20 protein-coding genes are annotated in these 18,338 nt (G+C 40.8%); 7 read left to right on the top strand and 13 right to left on the bottom strand.

What is annotated here, in order from left to right; genetic code table 11:
- Nucleotides 1–41: 41 nt before the first annotated feature.
- Both QHT84_RS01255 and QHT84_RS01250 read right to left on the bottom strand, forming a co-directional pair.
- Complete coding sequence (locus QHT84_RS01255; RefSeq protein WP_283237719.1) at nt 42–593, bottom strand: hypothetical protein; 552 nt, start codon at nt 591–593, stop codon at nt 42–44.
- 254 nt (nt 594–847) lie between these two features.
- The gene (locus QHT84_RS01250) at nt 848–1,441 is read right to left on the bottom strand and encodes a hypothetical protein (protein ID WP_283237718.1); all 594 of its coding nucleotides are present in this window, start codon (nt 1,439–1,441) and stop codon (nt 848–850) included.
- 214 nt (nt 1,442–1,655) lie between these two features.
- Between QHT84_RS01250 and QHT84_RS01245 the strand changes: the two genes are divergently transcribed.
- Together QHT84_RS01245 and QHT84_RS01240 are read left to right on the top strand one after the other, a co-directional pair.
- On the top strand, nt 1,656–2,651 hold the full coding sequence (locus QHT84_RS01245) for an NAD(P)H-dependent glycerol-3-phosphate dehydrogenase (RefSeq protein WP_283237717.1): 996 nt from the start codon (nt 1,656–1,658) through the stop codon (nt 2,649–2,651).
- A 1-nt stretch (nt 2,652) separates the two neighbouring features.
- Nucleotides 2,653–2,880 carry a hypothetical protein gene (locus tag QHT84_RS01240; protein WP_283237716.1) on the top strand — a complete coding sequence of 76 codons (228 nt, stop codon included), beginning with the start codon at nt 2,653–2,655 and terminating at the stop codon, nt 2,878–2,880.
- 7 nt (nt 2,881–2,887) lie between these two features.
- Here QHT84_RS01240 and QHT84_RS01235 read toward each other — a convergent pair whose 3' ends face one another.
- From QHT84_RS01235 to QHT84_RS01185, 11 genes are all read right to left on the bottom strand, one after another.
- Nucleotides 2,888–3,295: a hypothetical protein gene (locus QHT84_RS01235; protein WP_283237715.1), complete on the bottom strand. Its 408-nt coding sequence runs from the start codon at nt 3,293–3,295 to the stop codon at nt 2,888–2,890.
- A 149-nt stretch (nt 3,296–3,444) separates the two neighbouring features.
- Nucleotides 3,445–4,464 (bottom strand): phenylalanine--tRNA ligase subunit alpha, encoded by a 1,020-nt coding sequence (locus QHT84_RS01230; RefSeq protein ID WP_283237714.1) that lies wholly within the window; start codon nt 4,462–4,464, stop codon nt 3,445–3,447.
- Between the two features lie 111 nt (nt 4,465–4,575).
- Nucleotides 4,576–4,932 (bottom strand): hypothetical protein, encoded by a 357-nt coding sequence (locus QHT84_RS01225; RefSeq protein WP_283237713.1) that lies wholly within the window; start codon nt 4,930–4,932, stop codon nt 4,576–4,578.
- An 85-nt stretch (nt 4,933–5,017) separates the two neighbouring features.
- The gene (locus tag QHT84_RS01220; RefSeq protein WP_283237712.1) at nt 5,018–5,761 is read right to left on the bottom strand and encodes a tetratricopeptide repeat protein; all 744 of its coding nucleotides are present in this window, start codon (nt 5,759–5,761) and stop codon (nt 5,018–5,020) included.
- Nucleotides 5,762–5,770: 9 nt separating this feature from the next.
- On the bottom strand, nt 5,771–7,540 hold the full coding sequence (locus QHT84_RS01215; RefSeq protein WP_283237711.1) for a BatD family protein: 1,770 nt from the start codon (nt 7,538–7,540) through the stop codon (nt 5,771–5,773).
- Between the two features lie 87 nt (nt 7,541–7,627).
- Nucleotides 7,628–8,359, bottom strand: coding sequence for a tetratricopeptide repeat protein (locus QHT84_RS01210; RefSeq protein ID WP_283237710.1), 732 nt, complete (start codon nt 8,357–8,359; stop codon nt 7,628–7,630).
- On the bottom strand, nt 8,360–9,397 hold the full coding sequence (locus tag QHT84_RS01205) for a VWA domain-containing protein (RefSeq protein WP_283237709.1): 1,038 nt from the start codon (nt 9,395–9,397) through the stop codon (nt 8,360–8,362).
- Between the two features lie 12 nt (nt 9,398–9,409).
- On the bottom strand, nt 9,410–10,411 hold the full coding sequence (locus QHT84_RS01200) for a vWA domain-containing protein (RefSeq protein ID WP_283237708.1): 1,002 nt from the start codon (nt 10,409–10,411) through the stop codon (nt 9,410–9,412).
- Nucleotides 10,412–10,413: 2 nt separating this feature from the next.
- The gene (locus QHT84_RS01195) at nt 10,414–12,042 is read right to left on the bottom strand and encodes a BatD family protein (RefSeq protein WP_283237707.1); all 1,629 of its coding nucleotides are present in this window, start codon (nt 12,040–12,042) and stop codon (nt 10,414–10,416) included.
- A complete protein-coding gene (locus tag QHT84_RS01190) occupies nt 12,043–12,912 on the bottom strand; it encodes a DUF58 domain-containing protein (RefSeq protein ID WP_283237706.1) in 870 nt (289 codons plus the stop codon).
- A gap of 80 nt (nt 12,913–12,992) precedes the next feature.
- Nucleotides 12,993–13,997 carry an AAA family ATPase gene (locus tag QHT84_RS01185; RefSeq protein WP_283237705.1) on the bottom strand — a complete coding sequence of 335 codons (1,005 nt, stop codon included), beginning with the start codon at nt 13,995–13,997 and terminating at the stop codon, nt 12,993–12,995.
- A 250-nt stretch (nt 13,998–14,247) separates the two neighbouring features.
- Here QHT84_RS01185 and QHT84_RS01180 point away from each other — a divergent pair, with 250 nt between their 5' ends.
- From QHT84_RS01180 to QHT84_RS01160, 5 genes are all read left to right on the top strand, one after another.
- Nucleotides 14,248–15,114, top strand: a complete 867-nt coding sequence (locus tag QHT84_RS01180) for an aldo/keto reductase (RefSeq protein ID WP_283237704.1) — start codon at nt 14,248–14,250, stop codon at nt 15,112–15,114.
- 68 nt (nt 15,115–15,182) lie between these two features.
- Nucleotides 15,183–16,334: an ATP-binding protein gene (locus QHT84_RS01175; RefSeq protein ID WP_283237703.1), complete on the top strand. Its 1,152-nt coding sequence runs from the start codon at nt 15,183–15,185 to the stop codon at nt 16,332–16,334.
- On the top strand, nt 16,327–17,064 hold the full coding sequence (locus QHT84_RS01170) for a metallophosphoesterase family protein (protein WP_283237702.1): 738 nt from the start codon (nt 16,327–16,329) through the stop codon (nt 17,062–17,064). Before QHT84_RS01175 ends, QHT84_RS01170 begins: the two co-directional genes overlap by 8 nt.
- A gap of 66 nt (nt 17,065–17,130) precedes the next feature.
- Complete coding sequence (locus QHT84_RS01165) at nt 17,131–17,625, top strand: DUF6646 family protein (protein WP_283237701.1); 495 nt, start codon at nt 17,131–17,133, stop codon at nt 17,623–17,625.
- Between the two features lie 10 nt (nt 17,626–17,635).
- Nucleotides 17,636–18,211 (top strand): PhnA domain-containing protein, encoded by a 576-nt coding sequence (locus tag QHT84_RS01160; protein ID WP_283237700.1) that lies wholly within the window; start codon nt 17,636–17,638, stop codon nt 18,209–18,211.
- Nucleotides 18,212–18,338: the final 127 nt, after the last annotated feature.

Below are 18,338 nucleotides of genomic sequence, written 5' to 3'. Positions count from 1 at the left end.
ACGGTTTTTCGGGTAATATAAAAGTTAAATGGATTCTCTGTTTATTCCGGTTGGCAAATATTGAAATACATGCTCCAGTCTCTGGAACTGAATTTGTCGCCATAACCCCAAGCCGTTTCGTTTTGTACGGTTAAGTTTAGACCATTACGGTATACTTCTGCTCTGGCAGATACCGTAAAACAATCCGGTAAAGCCGATTTTGAAACCGCATACACTACCGATTCTGTTCCGTTAGCATAGTTTGATTTGATTGGGAATCTGTCCGGTATAGCAGTTCCGTTGGTGTTTGTAGGCACTAATTCAAAATCACCTACATACAACTGAATTTTTTTCACGCGCCAGTTAGCGGCGGTTTTGTATTCAAAGTAAGCTGTTTGCTCGTCAAAATAGACGTTGACATCTCCGGCATCATATTGATCTCTGATGGTTAGGTCGGTGCTGTAGGCAGGCACCATGTCGGCAATAACACTAACATTACTGTTTTGGATTTTTGAAGCAGTAGCATCATTAGTTTGTGCGCTTTCTTCTGTTTCGCATGATACAAATGTTAATGAGATGAAACATGCAGTCAAGTAAAATAATTTTGTTTTCATGATGTTTTAAGATTTAGGGCTTATTAATTTGTTAAGATTTGGTGTATCAAAAGTATAAATACATCTTTGAAATGCACAAAATAATCGATGAAATGCACAAATTATAAAAATAAATAAGAAAAAAACTATATAAGCATGTTTTTTTAACACTTTGAAACGAACTGATTATCAGCAGCTATTTCTTATTTTTTACTCAAAAGAAATAAAAAAGCCGAATCAAACGATTCGGCTTTTTCTAAGATTTTATAAGCTACCTATTGGGCATTTTTGCTTCCGAAGTAGTAATCTTCTATATCAAAGCAGTCCGATTGGCAGGCACTGAAAAAGGTAGCCCAATTTCTGTTGGTAAAGCGCTCTCCGGCTGCCCAGGCAGTTTCCGTTTGAACAATAACCCCATTTTCTTTTCGGAAAACTTCAGCATGAGCCGCGACACAGAAACATTCCGGCAAGGAAGATTTTGGAATCGTGTAAATTACCGATTGCGTTCCGGTAATATAGGTATTACTTATCGGGAACTGACCAATCATTGGGTTTCCGGCATTGTTTCTTGGAATCAGTTGACAACTGCCCACATACAAATGCGTTTTCTTGATATACCAATTGGGATTAGTGGTATACTCTACGTATACATTGTTTAAGTCTACGTACAGGTTTACATCGCCGGAATCAAAATGCTGACCGGCATTTAAGTTCGTACTCACACAAGGTTGCATACCGCTTACCACGGTATTGGCGACAGGTGCGCTTAATTTGGCTGTATTTTCGGAATCCGAAATGTTTTCCTGCTCGCAAGCCATCAAGGAAAGTGTCAAAGCTCCTATAAATAGGTAACGTAATTTTGTTTTCATAGTGATAAGATTTGGGACTACTAATATAATCACATATCTTTTATCTGTACAAAAAAATCGATGAAAGACAAGAAATGATTTAAAAAATAAGAATAAAGCTAATAAAAAATCAAATGTAGTTTATTGGTTTACTCTCAGGATTGTATATTGGTGTTAAAAGGGACTTGTTATCTTTTAAAATTGAGTATTTTTGACCGTATTAAAAAAAGAATCCATGAGCGAATCTCCAAAGTTTGCTGTAATCGGTGGCGGTAGTTGGGCCACGGCCATTGCCAAAATGTTGTGTGTGAATTTACCCGAAATTGCCTGGTACATGCGAAGCCAATCGGCCATAGATCATTTAAAAACAGAAAAACACAATCCCAATTATTTAAGCTCGGTAGAATTTGATATCAAAAAATTGAAGCTTACCAGCGATATCAATGAAGCAGTAGCCTACGCCGACTATTTAATATTTGCCATTCCGTCGGCTTTTTTGAGTCGGGAATTGGAAAAGCTTACGGTAGATTTACAAGGAAAAGTCATTTTTTCGGCCATTAAAGGAATCGTGCCCGAAACCTTTTTGATCGTAGGAGAACATTTTCATCAAAAATTCAATATTCCTTACGACAACATCGGCGTGATTACCGGTCCGTGTCATGCTGAAGAGGTAGCCTTAGAGCGTCTTTCGTACCTTACGATAGCGTGTGCCGATGCTAAAAAAGCCAAAGTAGTAGCGCACCACTTAAGTTGTCATTTTATCAAAACCAAAATTTCCGATGATATCATCGGAACCGAATATGCGGCGATGTTGAAGAACATTTATGCTATTGCGGCCGGTATTGCTCACGGTTTAGGCTATGGCGATAATTTTCAATCGGTTATCATGAGTAATGCAATTCGCGAAATGAAAAAGTTTATACGAAAAGTGCATAAAATGAAACGCAACATCAATAATTCGGCCTATTTGGGCGATTTGTTGGTAACCGGCTATTCGGTTTTTTCCCGAAACCGCATGTTTGGAAATATGATAGGAAAAGGCTATACGGTGCAAGCAGCCATGCACGAGATGAGTATGGTGGCCGAAGGCTATTATGCGGTGAAAAGTGCTTATAAACTCAACCAAGAATACCAAGCCAAAACCCCTATTATTGATGCCGTGTATGAAGTATTATATGAAGGCAAAGAGGCCAAAAAGGTATTTAAAAAACTGACCGAAAAATTGGATTAGTATGAGTGAAAGATGGAAATACCAAATTAAAACCGGATTGCCTTTCGGCATTTTCATGCCTATAGTCTTGACGTTGGTCGAATGGTATTATTCTTCTTTCAGTGAAGCCTTTATATCGATAAAGTTTTTGGTTAGATTGTGTATTTTCCTTTTTGTCGGGATATTTTTAATAGGGTATTCCAATTGGAGGGCCAAAAAGAAAAGTGAAGAGTACAACAAACAAAAGTAAGCTGGCTTTATCTCACAATCACACCATTCACAAACAAGATCGGCACTTCTTCGGTGGCGCGTTCGTTGATGGTGTTTTTGCGGAACGTAAATTTTTTATCGTACAAGGTATTGCCGATAAAGTACGTCACCATAAACTCGTTGTTGAGTTCCAGTACGCTTTTTTCCACCATTTCTATTTTAACAGCGGAAACCGACGGCACTTGCATAAAAGCATGGCGCAGGAGCGACGTTTTTTTCATTTCCCCGTCTAGGGTGCCAAAAGCTTTAGAAACGACCATTACAGAGTCTAAATCGAAGTCGGAGTCGTTAATCAAATACACATACCAAACCTTTTCCATAAAGTCGTCGCTCCATTCCTGAACGGCCGCCAGGAATACATTTTCTACTTTCGGGATGGTGATGTCTTTTTTCAAGTCTAAAAATTTTTTAGGAGCCCTGCCTGCCGGCAGGCAGGTGTTTCCCGCTTTCCGCTGTATCTTTTTTGTTTGTGCTTCGACTCCCGAGGATTCGGGACAGCATGACAAACAAAAAAGGATGCCGCTCCAATCGGGGCTAGGTTTTGTTATATACTCGACTTAAACTGTTCCAAGAAACGCACATCGTTTTCGTAGAACATGCGGATGTCGCCAATTTGGTAGAGCAACATAGCGATGCGTTCAATACCCATTCCAAAGGCAAAACCGTTGTATTCTTCGGGGTTGATACCGCAGTTTTTCAATACGTTCGGGTCGACCATACCACAGCCCATAATTTCCAACCAACCGGTTCCTTTGGTGATGCGGTAATCGGTTTCGGTTTTTAATCCCCAATAAATATCCACTTCAGCACTCGGCTCGGTGAACGGGAAATAACTTGGGCGCAAACGGATTTTCGATTTCCCGAACATCTCTTTGGTGAAGTATAACAGCGTTTGCTTTAAATCGGCAAACGAAACGTCTTTGTCAATGTACAAACCTTCTACCTGGTGGAAAATACAGTGCGAACGCGAGGAAACCGCTTCGTTACGGAACACTCTACCCGGAGAAATGGTTCGGATAGGCGGTTTGTTGTTTTCCATGTAACGCACCTGAACCGATGAGGTGTGTGTACGCAACAACACATCGGGATTGGTTTGGATGAAAAACGTGTCTTGCATATCGCGCGCCGGATGGTATTCCGGTAAGTTTAAGGCCGTAAAGTTATGCCAATCGTCTTCAATTTCCGGACCTTCGGACACGTTGAATCCGATGGAAGCGAAAATATCGATGATTTGGTTTTTCACAATCGAAATCGGGTGGCGCGAACCAAGGGTTATCGGCTCGGCCGGTCGCGTTAAATCGCCGTAGAAACCTTTGACTTCTTCTTTGCTTTCCAGTTCTTCCTGTAGGGCTTTTACCTTTTCTTCAGCCACCGCTTTGAGCGTATTGATGACTTGACCGAAGTCTTTTTTCTGGTCGTTCGGAATATTTTTGAATTCGGTGAAAAGTTCTTTTAACAAACCTTTGCTGCCCAAATATTTGATACGGAATTGCTCTAAAGCTGCTGCGCTTTTGGTGTTGAAGGCTTTAGCTTCTTCGATATGTTCTTTAATCTTGTCTATCATCGGTCTTCAATAAAGGTGCAAAAATAGCGATTTTTTTATTGAAAGTCACCAGTCGCAGTGGCAGTTTTCGGTAAATATCGGACTGCATACCGGGACTGCGACGGAAAACGATTACTCAATCACTTCTCTTTCCAGGAAATAGTTCACCAAGGCTTCCTTCATCAAAACCGATTGTTCGCCGGCTTTGAGATGCGGCAATTGCTCTTTGACTTTATAATGCGGCCAGCCGTCCTTGTCGAAATAATCAAACTCGTAATACCCGTAAGGCTCAAGTAATCGGCAAATGGCGATATGCATCAGGTTGAGTTTTTCTTCTTTTTTAAAGGATTGGTGTACTTTACCGAGTTCTTGTACTCCGACTAGGTAGATGATAGCATCTAAGTCGAGTGTTTCTCCGTCGGCAAATTTATCGGAAAGCAGGGAAACCAAGTTGTCCCAGCGTTGTTTTAATTGTTCGTCTCTTGACATGTTTTTAATTGTAAATGGTGAATTCTGAATTTGAATTCTAATTTTGAGTGGCAAAGATAGCAAAACGGAAAACGGCGATTGAAAACTATTTGATTTCTTTAATAGCGCTTTCTTCAATCCAACCCGTGGTTTCGTCGGTGAGCTCTACTTTTTTCCAGTTGGCGATGCTTTCTAAGATAAATACCTTGGTGCCTTCGTGTAAGAGCGCTGCTTCGGTGGCGTTTCCTTTAGGTTCGCTACGCAGCGATGTACTTTCGGCAAAAACAATAGCCGGTTTTTCATTGTCCAGTCGGGTTTTTTCATAAAATCCGGAAAAGACACTCAACCCCATGCCCAATAACCAGAAGAATAAACTGAAAAACAAGATGCGTTTCAGCAGTGTTTTTTGTGAAAAGTAGTACCCGGCAAAAAACACCAAAAACAAAAAGGCAAAGGCTACGGCTAAGCCGGCCCATGTATCGTAATGGTAAGTAGATGTGAAATCGGATATCAATTTATGAAAACCGACTTTCGGTATCACTTTAATGTCGTCGATAGCCATTTTACGCGCAAAATCGAGGTTGGTTTTGATTTCCGCATCATTCGGATTGAGCAATAATGCTTTTTCATAATGGTAAATCGCCGGTCCTACTTGGTGTAATTTGTAGTAGCAATTGCCCAAATTAAAATAGACTTCCGCCGATTCTTTACCGCTGTTTAAAATCTTTTCAAAACGGCTGATGGCGGCTTTGTAATTTTCTTTTTGATAGTATTGGTTGCCTTGATCAAAATCGGTTTGTGCCCAACCTATTTGGGTCAACCATAGCAATACCAGAAGTGTTTTTTTCATCATTGCTACTTATTTAATTTGTTTTTCCAAAGCTGCTATAACGGTCACCGCTTTGTCGTAATCTTGTTGAATGGCAGCGTCGGATGACGGCGCATATCTTGCCAATTCACAGTTTTCGGTCAGTGCAATAAACTCGGCTACGGTATCGGCATGTACGTGTCGCGACGTTAACAATTCGGTAATTTTTTCTTTGCTCATTTCCGAAGTTTCGATGTTGAGTTTGGCTTTCAGAAAATTATGCAACGCTTTTTCTAAGGCGATATAAAACGGTTCTTTTTGCCCCAAATGTTTTTTAGCCTCGCTGAGGTATTTTTTCGCCAACACATTTGATTTTTTGATTTTATTGCCAACGACATCGTTGTCCGAAGCCTCTTTTCTTCTTTTTCCAATGATGAGCAACGGAATGGCTAAAAATGGCAAAATAACAAACGAATAAAACAATCCGGAACCCAGAAAGTCTTCTTTTTCTTTAGATTGAAGCTTTGTTTTTTGCTTGTTGAAGGCAAATACTTTAGCTACTTCTACTTTGTTTTTAGCGGTTTCCTGCGGATTGGCTTTTTCTTCGGAAGCGGCAATACCCGGACCGTCGAGAACGGTTATGGTAATGGGTTCGGAAGTAAGGGTTTTATAGCGGCCCAAATCTAAATCGAAGTACGTAAAACGCAACGGTTTTATTTGGTAATTCCCTTTGAATTGGGGGATAATGGTGTATTTATCCGAAATTCTGCCGGTCATTCCGGTCAGCGGCGTGGAGACATTTTCCTCATGTACCGGATCGTACATTTCCAGGGCAGAAGGCACAATGGGTTTGGGTAGGGTAAAGAGTTTGAGATTTCCTTTGCCGACTACACTGATATTTAAATCTAATGACTCTCCGTTTTTTAAGGTCGTTTTAGAAGGTTTGACCTGAAAATCAAATCGACCCACAGCACCACTAAAATCTTCGGGCTTTCCGGCTTCAGGTAGTGGTTTTACCGTAATTACTTTGCTGCCGGCAGAGACGCGTTTACTATCCTGAACCATCAAAGGTTGACCCCAAAAATTTCTGCGGTTGGTAGGCACTTGGCAATCGATGTCTAACGAAAGCGGCTCAATTTCCAACTTACCTGATTTTTGCGGATACAGTACGGTTTTGCGCAACACCACGTAACGGTAGCGTTCTCCTTTAAACATGCCGTCTTCGGCATTTAATTGTTTGATATCGATATTTTGACTCCAAAAATCGTTGTACTTGGGTTTGTTGAGTTCCTGCCAATTGGTAATTCCGATATGGTAACTGAAGTACAATTTGTACACTACTGTAATCGGTTCGTTGAGGTACGGATTGGTTTTAGAGATATCGGCCACCAAGTATATGTTGTCATCGGCACTGATAGCCGGTGCTTCGTTAGGATCTTTAGGAATCTCAACCGCATTAGTTACTGAAATTCGAACCGGCGTGGTTTTGTATAGCTGTCCGTTGATTTCTATAGAAGCCTGTTTGAGTACCAGATTTCCTTTTTGTGTGGGCAACAAAATATAGATATAAGATTTGTTAAACGAACTGCGACCGTTTACCCATGACTGGCTAACGGTTTGGCTCGGTCCGCCGACTACCCGAAACCCGCAGGCTTCAAAATTGGGTGGTACAAAATTATCGCCATCGGCATTCATGGTAAATTCCACTCGAAGTCTTTCGTTGATACCCAAAGAATTTTTGCTCACCTTGGCTTCAAATTGTACCTGAGCCATCAGCGTGCTTGTGAATAATAACAATACGACTACAATTGCTTTTTTCATTCTTCTTTTACCATTTTAATCACACAAAGGTCACAAAGTATGTGATTTTCAGTATACAGTTTAACTAAATTTTAAATCCGACACTAATTACCAGTCTTTTTCGGTTTTTTTCGGACTGGTCAGTACTTTTTTCTTATTGACTTTATCTTGTACTTTACGCTCTTCATTGTTTACGGCATCTAACAGATTTTCCAATCGTTGTTTTGAAATTCCTCCCGGTTGCGGCTGAGGTTTTCCTTTGTCCTTGTCCTTGCCTTCTTTAGAATCGTTTTTCCCTTGATTTTTATCTTTGTCTTTGTCTTTTTGATCCTGATTTTTTTTGTTTTCCTTTTGGTCTTCTTTTTGCTTCTTTTTGTCTTTGCTTTTATCGTCGTTCTTCTTCGGCGGATTGTCTTTGAGGAACTTTTTAGCCAGGGCAAAATTATAACGCGTTTCTTCGTCCGCCGGATTGTTACGCAACGCATTTTTATAGGCTTCTACAGCATTGGCATAATCCTTATCTTTCATTAGAGTGTTGCCGAGGTTATGAAATGCCCGGTGTTTTTCTTGTTTGGTTTTGGCATTTTTGGCGGCTGTGGCAAAGTGATATTTGGCTTCTGTAGCCTGATTTTGGCGGTATACCGCATTTCCTAAGTTGTAGGAAGCAATCGATTTCTTGGGATTTTTGGATTCCGAAATGCGGTATTCCGCTTCGGCTTCAGCGTATTTTTTTTCTGCGAAAGCTTCGTTTCCTTGAGGCAAATTTTTATCCTTTTCCTTTTTCTGGGCTTGCGCCCAAAAGGATAGCAGTATCAAAGTATATGTGAACAGCGTTTTCATTTATTCTTTTTCATTGAATAAGTTCATTTTTTCCACCCATTTGGTTTTTTTCTCCAGCAAAAAGATATCCAAAAACAACAAGAAAAAAGCAAACCCCAAAAACCATTGAAATTGCGACTTGAAGTCGGCCATTTGCGTGCTCTCAAATTCTGTTTTCTGAATATTATCCAAAGCGTTTTTCACATAATCGAGTACTTCTTTGGTAGCGTTTCCGCTTACGTAACCACCGCCGGTAACTTTGGCAATTTCTTTTAAAACCTCAGGATTTCTCTTGGTGATGACGGTTTCATTGTTTTGATCTCGTTGGAAACTCTCGACTACGCCGTTTCTTTTTAACGGAATCGGACCGCCTTTCTCGGTACCTACGCCTATGGTAATTATTTTCAAGCCCAATTTTTTGGCTTCTTCGGCCGCTTCGATCGAGCTTTCCGAGTGGTCTTCACCGTCGGTAATAATAATGAGCAGTTTGTTGGTTTTATCCTTTTTATCGATAAACGTACTGGCCATATAAATCGCCTGATCGATAGAAGTACCTTGCGCTGAAATAATCCCCGGATTCATGCCTTGTAAAAACATTTTGGCTACGCTGTAGTCCGAAGTAATCGGCAACACCGGGAACGCGCTTCCCGAGTAGGCTACAATTCCGATGCGATCGCTTCCGAGGGTATTGATGATTTGGGAAACCAATTGCTTACTTTTTTCCAAACGGCTTGGTGCTACATCTTCGGCCAGCATACTTTTGGAAACATCGATGGCAAAAATGATATCGATACCTTCTCTTTTTACGGTTTCCATTTTGGTACCCATTTTAGGGTTAACCAAACCGATAATCAGGAATGACAATCCCAACAATAACACGATCAGTTTCAAAATCGGTTTAAAAACCGATTTTTCGGGACTTAGCTTTTTGAGCAATTCGATATCGCCAAACTCCCGTTGTTTTTTTCTTTTCCAATATTGTACATACAAGAAAAGCAGCGTCATTACCGGAATGACCGCTAAAAAGTATAAATATCCTTTTTCCTCTAACTCGTACATAGCAACGGTAAATTATATAAAACTTCGGTAAACGGTGTGTCGCAATCCGAACTCCAACAAGAGCAAAAGGCCGGCAATCCAAACCAAAGGCCTGAATTTTTCATCATAATCATAAAATTTCAACTCCTCAATTTCGGTAGTTTCCAATTTGTTGATTTCGTTGTAAATGGCTTCTAACTTACTGTTATTGTTAGCACGAAAATACTTTCCACCGGTGTTTTTGGCAATGGTTTGTAATAAATCAACATCGATTTCCACCGGCATCATTCGGAATAAAAAACCGCCGTTCGGAGCATATGCATACGGAAACATGGCATCGCCGTTGGTTCCGATTCCGATGGTGTACACTTTAATGCCGTATTCTTTGGCAATTTGCGAAGCCGTTTCGGGCTCAATAAAACCGGCATTGTTGACACCGTCGGTTAACAAAATAATGACTTTGCTTTTCGCTTTACTGTCTTTCAAACGATTGACCGCGGTGGTTAAACCCATTCCGATTCCGGTTCCGTCTTGCAAAACATTGTCGTATTTGATGCTGTTGATGGCTTCTTCCACGATAGCCTTGTCACTGGTTACCGGCGTTTTGGTATAGGCTTCGGCGGCATAGAGTACAATTCCGATTCGGTCGTTCGGTCTGCCCTTCACAAAGTTGGAGGCTACTTTTTTCAGCGCTTCCATACGATTCGGCTTTAAATCTTTGGCCAACATACTGCCCGATACGTCTATGGCCATTACAATATCAACTCCTTTAGTGAGTTTGGTTTGACTGCTGATGTCTACTTTCCTTGGGCGTGCCATCGCTACAATCAAGGCGCTCAGCGCCAGCAAGCGCAAAACAATCAGATAGGGTTTTAATTTGGCAAGCAGCGAATATTGATTCGAAAACCCTTTTACCGAGCTGATTTTGAGGGTCGCCGATGGTTGTTTTCCTTTCCAGAAATGCCAAGCTATCGCTAACGGAAGCAGCAAAAACAACCAAAAAAACTCGGGATTTAAAAAGCTCACGTCTTTCATTCTTATTCTACTTTTAATTCAACCGAATTCAAAACACGCTCGGCAATTTCTTTGCCGTATTTATCATCGTCACGATGGGCAATCATGATTTGTTGTAATCCGTTATTTTGAGCGAACAATAACAATTCGTAATACATTTTGGTTGACGAACCTTTTATTTTATTTACGACCACCATGGTGCCGTAGGCTTTTTTGCCCGAAATTCCTTTTTGAGTATCAAATTCTTCGGTCTTAACGATAATGTTGGTAGCACCCTGACTTTCCATTACTTTGAGATAGCCTTCAACAGCCTTATCTAAATCGGCTTTTACTTCCTCTTTGTAAGTAGCGGTATTGAGCGTGATGTAAAAATCGTCTAAAATGCTGCCATATGCAAACACTTGCATTTCCTTTACCATACCGGCGACTTCTTTTGGCAATAGTTTAGAAGCATCGACTCTTTTAAGCACTTTTGGGGTTTCTATTTTGATACCCGGATTTCCGTATTGGCTGTACACCCAATCGCCTTCGACTAATTCTTTGGTAGGATGGCCCAACAAATGGTCTTTGACATAATCCCATCCTTTAAAATAAATCAAACTGCTGACGGCAATTAACAAAATTCCAAAGGTGACCCCGATGGTCGTCAAAATGCGGTTTTGTTTTTGCTTTTTCAGTTTTTGCAAACGCACCAATTCTTTTTGTTGTTCGTTCCACAACGCCAATTCATCGTCTTCTTCCACGACTTCCGGAATGGATTTGTGAATCGTTACGATAGAGTTGGAGATGCGTTTTTTATCTTCTTCAATCTCGTAATCCAGCGGTTTGACTTTGGCAAATTTCACTAAGTCGGCTTGTTGTAAAACCTTTTCCAAATTTTCAACGGTTTCATTGGAAAGCTTCAACTTTTTTTGCTTGGCGGCAATCCGCAACGCTTCGATAAGTTCAGAAGTGGTACTTTCCATGGCCGGAATATGAATTTCCTCCTCGATGTAATTACGCGCAATATCGGTCAGTTCCGAATAATAACTTTTGATTTCCCCTTTTTGCCAAAGCCCTTTGGTTTCCAATTGTTGCAACAACGAAGTCGCTTTTTCAATAGGCGATTTGTACACTACCGGTTCCGGTTTTACCTCTTTCGGCGTTTTTTTAAGACGATGGTAAATGCCATAACCCAAAGCGGCTAAAGCCAATAAAATCAACACGTAAATCCACCATGTGCCCCAATCGCTTTTGACTTCGGCAATGGCTTTGATGTCATACATCTTTTGTTTTAAGGTGTCGACTTTTACATCGTTGACTTCTACTTTTATGCTGTCGGAAAAAACAGGTTTGCCGTTGATGACTACCGGAATTCTGGGAATCGTATACTTTCCGGAATCGAATTGTGTTAAACCGTATTTTTTGATAAGTTCGTACCGATTGCCTTTTTTTACGGTATCAATTTTATAGGATTGAATCACTTCTAATGCCCCGAAGTTTTTGCGTTCAGGGAATTTCACTTTTGAAAAGGTATCCACATCGGTTTTCAGCGTCAGCCGGAACTCGGCTCCGATTTTGTTTTTAGTGACATTAACGGAAGTGCTGACTTTAGGTTGCGCCCAAGCGGAAACCGACAGCAAAAACAGAGCGATGTACAACTTCAATTTCATTTAGCTTCTCGATTTAAAATAACCTAACAGCTTGGTCACATAACTTTCATCTACTCGTGTACTCACAGTACCCGAGCCGCATTTGGAAAAAATATCTTTAAAGTAATTCACCTTGTCTCGGTATTGCTTTTCGTAGCTCATACGGGCTTTTTTAGAGCCGGTATTAACAATCATTATTGCTCCGGTTTCGGCATCTTCCATTTCTACCATGCCGATATTCGGCATTTTTTCTTCCCGAAGATCGTATACGCGAACGCCGGTAATATCGTGTTTTTTCCCCGCAATTTTCAGCGTTTTCTCGTAATTGTCCTCTACCATAAAATCGGAAATGACAAACACGATGGCTTTCTTTTTTTGCGTTCCCGATAAGAACCGTAATGCCTGTGACAAATCGGTTTTTTTACTTTTCGGTTGGAATTCAATGAGTTCCCGAATAATGCGCAAAACGTGTGATTTCCCTTTTTTAGGCGGAATGTACAATTCGATTTGGTCAGAGAATAAGATTAATCCGATTTTATCATTGTTTTGTGTAGCCGAGAAAGCCATGGTTGCGGCAATTTCGGTTACGATTTCACTTTTCAGTTGATTTTTAGTTCCAAAACTTTCCGATCCCGAAATGTCTACCATCAACATCATGGTGAGCTCGCGTTCTTCCTCAAAAACTTTTACATAGGGTTCGTTGTAGCGCGCAGTCACATTCCAATCGATAGCACGAATATCATCGCCAAATTGGTACTGACGCACTTCCGAAAACGTCATACCACGACCTTTAAACGACGTGTGGTACTCGCCCGAGAAGATATGATCGCTCAATCTTCGGGTTTTGATTTCGATTTTACGAACTTTTTTGAGAAGGTCTTTGGTTTCCATAATTGGGTTTCGGGTTTCGGGTTTCAGGTTTCGGGTTTCAACGATTAACGTTGAACTCGGAACTTTACAACTCGCAACAATTAAGGCACTTCAATTTCATTAACGATTTTGTTGATGATGTCAACGGAAGTGATGTTTTCGGCTTCGGCTTCATAGGTAACGCCGATTCTGTGACGCAACACATCGTGTACTACGGCGCGAACATCCTCCGGGATGACGTAACCGCGGCGTTTGATGAAAGCATAACACTTGGCGGCAGTGGCTAGGTTGATACTTCCGCGGGGCGACGCTCCGAAACCAATGAGCGGTTTTAGACTTTCTAATTTGTATTTTTCCGGATAACGCGTAGCAAAAATGATATCCAGGATGTATTTTTCGATTTTTTCATCCATATATACTTCCCGAACCGCTTCCTGGGCTCTGAGAATTTGCTCCACAGAAACCACAGGATTTACTTTTTCATAAGCACCTTTTAAGTTTTGACGAATCACCATACGCTCTTCATCCATTTTAGGATAATCGATAACGGTTTTCAACATAAAACGATCGACTTGCGCTTCCGGTAACGGATAGGTCCCTTCTTGCTCTATTGGGTTTTGAGTCGCTAACACCAAGAAAGGCTTATCTAATTTAAAAGACGTATCGCCAATGGTTACTTGTTTTTCCTGCATGGCTTCGAGCAAAGCCGATTGTACTTTAGCCGGTGCACGATTAATCTCATCGGCTAAAACGAAGTTGGCAAAAATAGGGCCTTTTTTAATTGAAAAATCATTGGCTTTGATGTTGTATATCATGGTTCCGATGACATCGGCCGGTAATAAATCAGGAGTAAACTGAATACGGCTGAAACTACCGTGAACGGCTTGAGACAGTGTATTGATGGCTAAGGTTTTAGCCAAACCCGGTACACCTTCCAAAAGAATATGACCTTGTCCTAAAAGACCAATTAACAATCGTTCTACCATGTGCTTTTGACCTACGATGACCTTGTTCATTTCCATCGTTAGTAATTCGATGAAAGCACTTTCATGTTCTATCTTAGCATTAATGGCTCTAATGTCTAAAGCAGTATCATTTTCTTCCATAGTCTTTGGTTTATTCAGAATATATTTCGCTTATAATTTTAACATTTCAAAAGTGAAAATTAATTGGGTTGCCCGATGTTAATAATGCGTTAAAACTTTAGAAAACACCTTAATTTTAAGGACGATTTATGATTTTCTTTTTATAATTTTAAGACCGCAACCGGTTCGTCATTTTCCGTCGGCAAAATACTAAAATTTTCCAAAGAGCAAAATGGCTGAATCCATACGCCTAACTTTTCAACATAAACCGATGAGAACACAACTTTCACCCGTAATTGCCGGCACCATGAATTGGGGAATTTGGGACAAAAAACTCAGTACTGCCGAGATGGATCACCTGATTCATATTTGTATCGAAAATAAAATAACCACCTTTGACCATGCCGATATCTATGGAGACTACACCACAGAGTCCGATTTTGGCAAAGCTTTTAAATCCGGAAGTATAGACCGGAGCCAGATTCAATTGATTTCGAAATGCGGCATCCAACATGTAAAAGGTAGAAACAATACCATCAAGCATTATGATTATTCGAAGGACTATATCATTTGGTCGGTAGAAAATTCGTTAAAAAACCTGCAAACCGATTATTTGGACGTGTTGTTATTGCACCGCCCGAGTCCGTTGATGGTCGCCGATGAAATAGCCGAAGCGGTTGAGAAATTGAAAGGCGAAGGCAAAATCCGCGATTTCGGGGTTTCTAATTTTACGGCATGGCAAACCGAATTAATCCGTCAAAAAACGGAAATCAGTTACAATCAAATCCAATTTTCGGCTACGCATTTTGAAGCCATGTTAGACGGCAGTCTCGATTACATGCAAATGCATAGCATCCGACCGATGAGTTGGAATCCGTTGGGAACGGTATTTCGTGAAGATATAGAGCAAACCCGTCGACTCAAAAAATTATTGGTGCAATTGGTTGACAAATACCATGTGGGTGCCGATACTATTTTGTTGTCGTGGATTTTAAAGCACCCGGCCAGAGTGATTCCGGTAGCGGGAACCGTGAATATTGCCCGAATTCAGGCCTTAATGAAGGCGGTCGAATTGCCTTTGGAACAAGAAGACTGGTTTGCCATTTGGACCGAAAGCATGGGAAACAAGGTTCCTTAAAAGAGTTTACAGTCTCAGTTTCAGTTTTTCAGATGCTGCGACTGTGACTGCGACTGAAGACTTAGACTATGATTAACAAACGCCTCCTAATCAAAAACCTTTTAGCTCACAACGATGAGTGTAGTTTTTATGACAAAAAACGGCAGTTGAATTTGCATACCAAAGAAGGGAAAGCCAAGTTTTTAAAGCATATTTGTGCATTGTCTAACTCTAATCCTTCCAATAATTCCTATATTGTGGTGGGCGTTGAGGATCAGGACAACGAAATTGTCGGAGACGATTTTTTTGACGACAGTCGCATTCAAAATTTAGTCAATGCCTATCTCGAAAATCCGCCGAAGATTCAATACGAAAACGTACCTTTTCCGCATTTGCCTAAAGACAAAGTAGTGGGTTTGGTGACTATAAAACCCAAACACAAAACCTCTTTTTTCAAGAAAAACATCCATACCATTTTGGCCAACACGGTATTTGTGAGAGTCGGCAGCAATTCGATGCCCACCGAAGAAAGAATACCCTACTCCAAGCAAAATATCGAAGCGGTGATTCGGATTGAAAACAATTCGCGCAACAGCATTGCGCATACTTTAGACGGTGTCATGGATTTTATGAATGTTCGCCACGGCGACATGCCTTCAAAATACAAGGTTTTCAAAGAATTGTTTGTGATTTGTTGGGCCGGAATTCCGAAGAAAATCAGAGAGACTACTTATCTTTCCCGGGTAGATATTGAGTTGATTAATGAGCAGGTCAAGTTGTTTTATTCGGCTTTAGATGTGGTTTCGATCCAATACGATGAAAAGAGTTTTACCATTATTGAACATGTGCCTTTAGGGCTGAATGACAAGACCAGTTTTTATCCGCTGGAACAATTGACCATTCATTTTTTTGACAACGGGTATTATAAAATGGAAACCAAAATGTTGTTTGAACCACCGGCTTACAATAAAAAAATGCTACATCATATTTACAATTCGAATCTGGCATTGCTTAAAAAACTCGAAAAAGGAATACCTTTCTCGCCCCGGGAAGAAAAGGATTTAGAGAACTTGCCTTCTACCTTGATGATTTGTTATTTAAATGGGTTTGAAGATGCCAAACAAAAATTAATCGATGCCAAACCGCTCTTGAAGGTGCAAAAAACAGCGACCGTTTATTTGAGTTTTAAAGAAGCGATGCGTATTTTGCGGAAGATGAAATACAACGAAAACAATGGGTAGAACATTAGTGATAGGAGACATCCACGGCGGGCTACGAGCCGTACACCAAATTATGGAAAGAGCTCAAGTAACCCGAGAAGACCAACTTATTTTTTTGGGCGATTATGTTGACGGCTGGAGCGAATCGCCACAGGTAATTGATTTTTTAATGGATTTGGGCCAAAAGCAAAACTGCATTTTTATTAAAGGCAACCACGATGAGTTGTTGTTGGATTGGTTGGAAGGGCATACCGAAAATTTTAATGAAAAAATGTGGTTCATGCATGGCGGCGAAGCTACGGTTTTGGCTTATGAAAAAATAGCTGACGAGACCAAAAAAAAGCATATTCAGTTTTTAAAAGCCTTGCAAAATTACCATCACGACGATCAAAACCGGTTGTTTATCCATGCCGGATTTACCAACATGAACGGCATTCGCTTTGAACACTTTCCGAAGTTGTTTTATTGGGACCGAACACTTTGGGAAACCGCCCTGTCGCTCGATGAAAGGTTAGACCCCAAAAGTTGGCTTTATCCCAAACGACTCACCTTGTACGATGAAATCTATATCGGTCATACACCTGTAACCCGAATTGGATTTACCACTCCGGTCCAAAAAGCCTGCGTGTGGAATGTAGATACCGGAGCCGCTTTCAAAGGACCGCTGACCGTTATGGATGTCGATTCCAAACAGTTTTGGCAAAGCGAACCGCTGCACGAATTGTATTTCAACGAAAAAGGGCGGAATTGATTTCGCTGTAATTTCTAGAAGTACCTTCGTTTGAAACGGCTATATTTGTACTCTAAACACATCACCATGAAAAAAATAATCACCATAGTGGCGCTGTTAACACTGAGTTTGGGTCAAGCTCAAGCTTACAAGGGCAAAGGCGATATCAAAGGACAAGTAGGTTGGAATATTCAAGACCACGGCAACGGAATTCAGGTTTCTGCTGATTTTGGTTTGGGCGAAAATATGTCGTACGGTTTTGTAGCGTCGTATTTATTATCGGTTGAAAAACCCGGCGGCATTAAACCGGATTTCGCCGATAGGGCTGATTTTAAAGCCCGATTCAATGCCAATTTAGGCAATGTATTTGGGTTCGATAAGGCAATGGATATTTATCCCGGGTTGCATTTGGGTACCCGAAATTTCGGGGCTCATTTAGGTTTCAGATATTTTTTTACCGATGGTTTCGGCCTTTTTGCAGAAGGCAGTGCTCCCTTGGCCCGATATGACGCTAACGTCGATGGATTTGAAAAATACAACAATCAGTTTGTTTTTGTCCTTGGCGCTTCCTTTAATTTATAATCCATACAAAATGAGTGTAGTAACTGAAAAAAGATTGAAAGATCGTAGTGGTTCCACCTGTGAAATCAGCGGTACTAATGAAAATTTGGTGGTGTATTTGGTAGAACCTAAAACCGAAGCCCTACCCGAAAACTGTATTTTAATAGCCCAACCGTTGTTGGATCAGATTAAAAATCCGGAAACCATGAATCCGAACGATTGGCGCGGGTTAAGCGATAGCATGTGGAACGAGAATCTTCCCGTACAAATTGTTTCATGGCGTATGCTGGCTCGATTAAAAAACCACGATTTGTTGGACATGATGTATTTGGATGAAGACGCGTTGGAATGGGCCAAAGCTACAGGGGAAGGCGAAGATGAAGAAGGCAAAATCATCCACAAAGATTCTAACGGCAATATTTTACAAGACGGCGATTCGGTGGTTTTGATTAAAGACTTGGATGTGAAAGGCGCCAATTTTACGGCTAAACGCGGTGCGGCCGTGCACAACATTAAATTAGTTTGGGACAATGCCGATCAAATTGAAGGCCGTGTGGAAGGCCAACATATCGTGATTTTGACACAATATGTGAAGAAGACAAAATAAGCGGGGTTTGTCATCTCGACCTTAGGGAGAAATCGCACAATCTTGGTGTTGTAAGATTCCTCACATTCGTTCGGAATGACAAGACTACAAATAAAAAAACCTGCAAAAATTGCAGGTTTTTTTATTT

The organism is Flavobacterium sedimenticola, assembly GCF_030053345.1.
Taxonomy (GTDB): domain Bacteria; phylum Bacteroidota; class Bacteroidia; order Flavobacteriales; family Flavobacteriaceae; genus Flavobacterium; species Flavobacterium sedimenticola.
This window is presented reverse-complemented; position numbering and strand designations above follow the sequence as displayed.

Coding starts and splice junctions, on each gene's coding strand:
- QHT84_RS01190 (WP_283237706.1), bottom strand. CDS start 12,912: ATGGAAACCAAAGACCTTCTCAAAAAAGTTCGTAAAATCGAAATCAAA.
- QHT84_RS01215 (WP_283237711.1), bottom strand. CDS start 7,540: ATGAAAAAAGCAATTGTAGTCGTATTGTTATTATTCACAAGCACGCTG.
- QHT84_RS01165 (WP_283237701.1), top strand. CDS start 17,131: ATGAAAAAAATAATCACCATAGTGGCGCTGTTAACACTGAGTTTGGGT.
- QHT84_RS01160 (WP_283237700.1), top strand. CDS start 17,636: ATGAGTGTAGTAACTGAAAAAAGATTGAAAGATCGTAGTGGTTCCACC.
- QHT84_RS01245 (WP_283237717.1), top strand. CDS start 1,656: ATGAGCGAATCTCCAAAGTTTGCTGTAATCGGTGGCGGTAGTTGGGCC.
- QHT84_RS01205 (WP_283237709.1), bottom strand. CDS start 9,397: ATGTACGAGTTAGAGGAAAAAGGATATTTATACTTTTTAGCGGTCATT.
- QHT84_RS01210 (WP_283237710.1), bottom strand. CDS start 8,359: ATGAAAACGCTGTTCACATATACTTTGATACTGCTATCCTTTTGGGCG.
- QHT84_RS01175 (WP_283237703.1), top strand. CDS start 15,183: ATGATTAACAAACGCCTCCTAATCAAAAACCTTTTAGCTCACAACGAT.
- QHT84_RS01250 (WP_283237718.1), bottom strand. CDS start 1,441: ATGAAAACAAAATTACGTTACCTATTTATAGGAGCTTTGACACTTTCC.
- QHT84_RS01255 (WP_283237719.1), bottom strand. CDS start 593: ATGAAAACAAAATTATTTTACTTGACTGCATGTTTCATCTCATTAACA.
- QHT84_RS01230 (WP_283237714.1), bottom strand. CDS start 4,464: ATGATAGACAAGATTAAAGAACATATCGAAGAAGCTAAAGCCTTCAAC.
- QHT84_RS01200 (WP_283237708.1), bottom strand. CDS start 10,411: ATGAAAGACGTGAGCTTTTTAAATCCCGAGTTTTTTTGGTTGTTTTTG.
- QHT84_RS01185 (WP_283237705.1), bottom strand. CDS start 13,997: ATGGAAGAAAATGATACTGCTTTAGACATTAGAGCCATTAATGCTAAG.
- QHT84_RS01240 (WP_283237716.1), top strand. CDS start 2,653: ATGAGTGAAAGATGGAAATACCAAATTAAAACCGGATTGCCTTTCGGC.
- QHT84_RS01225 (WP_283237713.1), bottom strand. CDS start 4,932: ATGTCAAGAGACGAACAATTAAAACAACGCTGGGACAACTTGGTTTCC.
- QHT84_RS01180 (WP_283237704.1), top strand. CDS start 14,248: ATGAGAACACAACTTTCACCCGTAATTGCCGGCACCATGAATTGGGGA.
- QHT84_RS01195 (WP_283237707.1), bottom strand. CDS start 12,042: ATGAAATTGAAGTTGTACATCGCTCTGTTTTTGCTGTCGGTTTCCGCT.
- QHT84_RS01170 (WP_283237702.1), top strand. CDS start 16,327: ATGGGTAGAACATTAGTGATAGGAGACATCCACGGCGGGCTACGAGCC.
- QHT84_RS01220 (WP_283237712.1), bottom strand. CDS start 5,761: ATGAAAAAAACACTTCTGGTATTGCTATGGTTGACCCAAATAGGTTGG.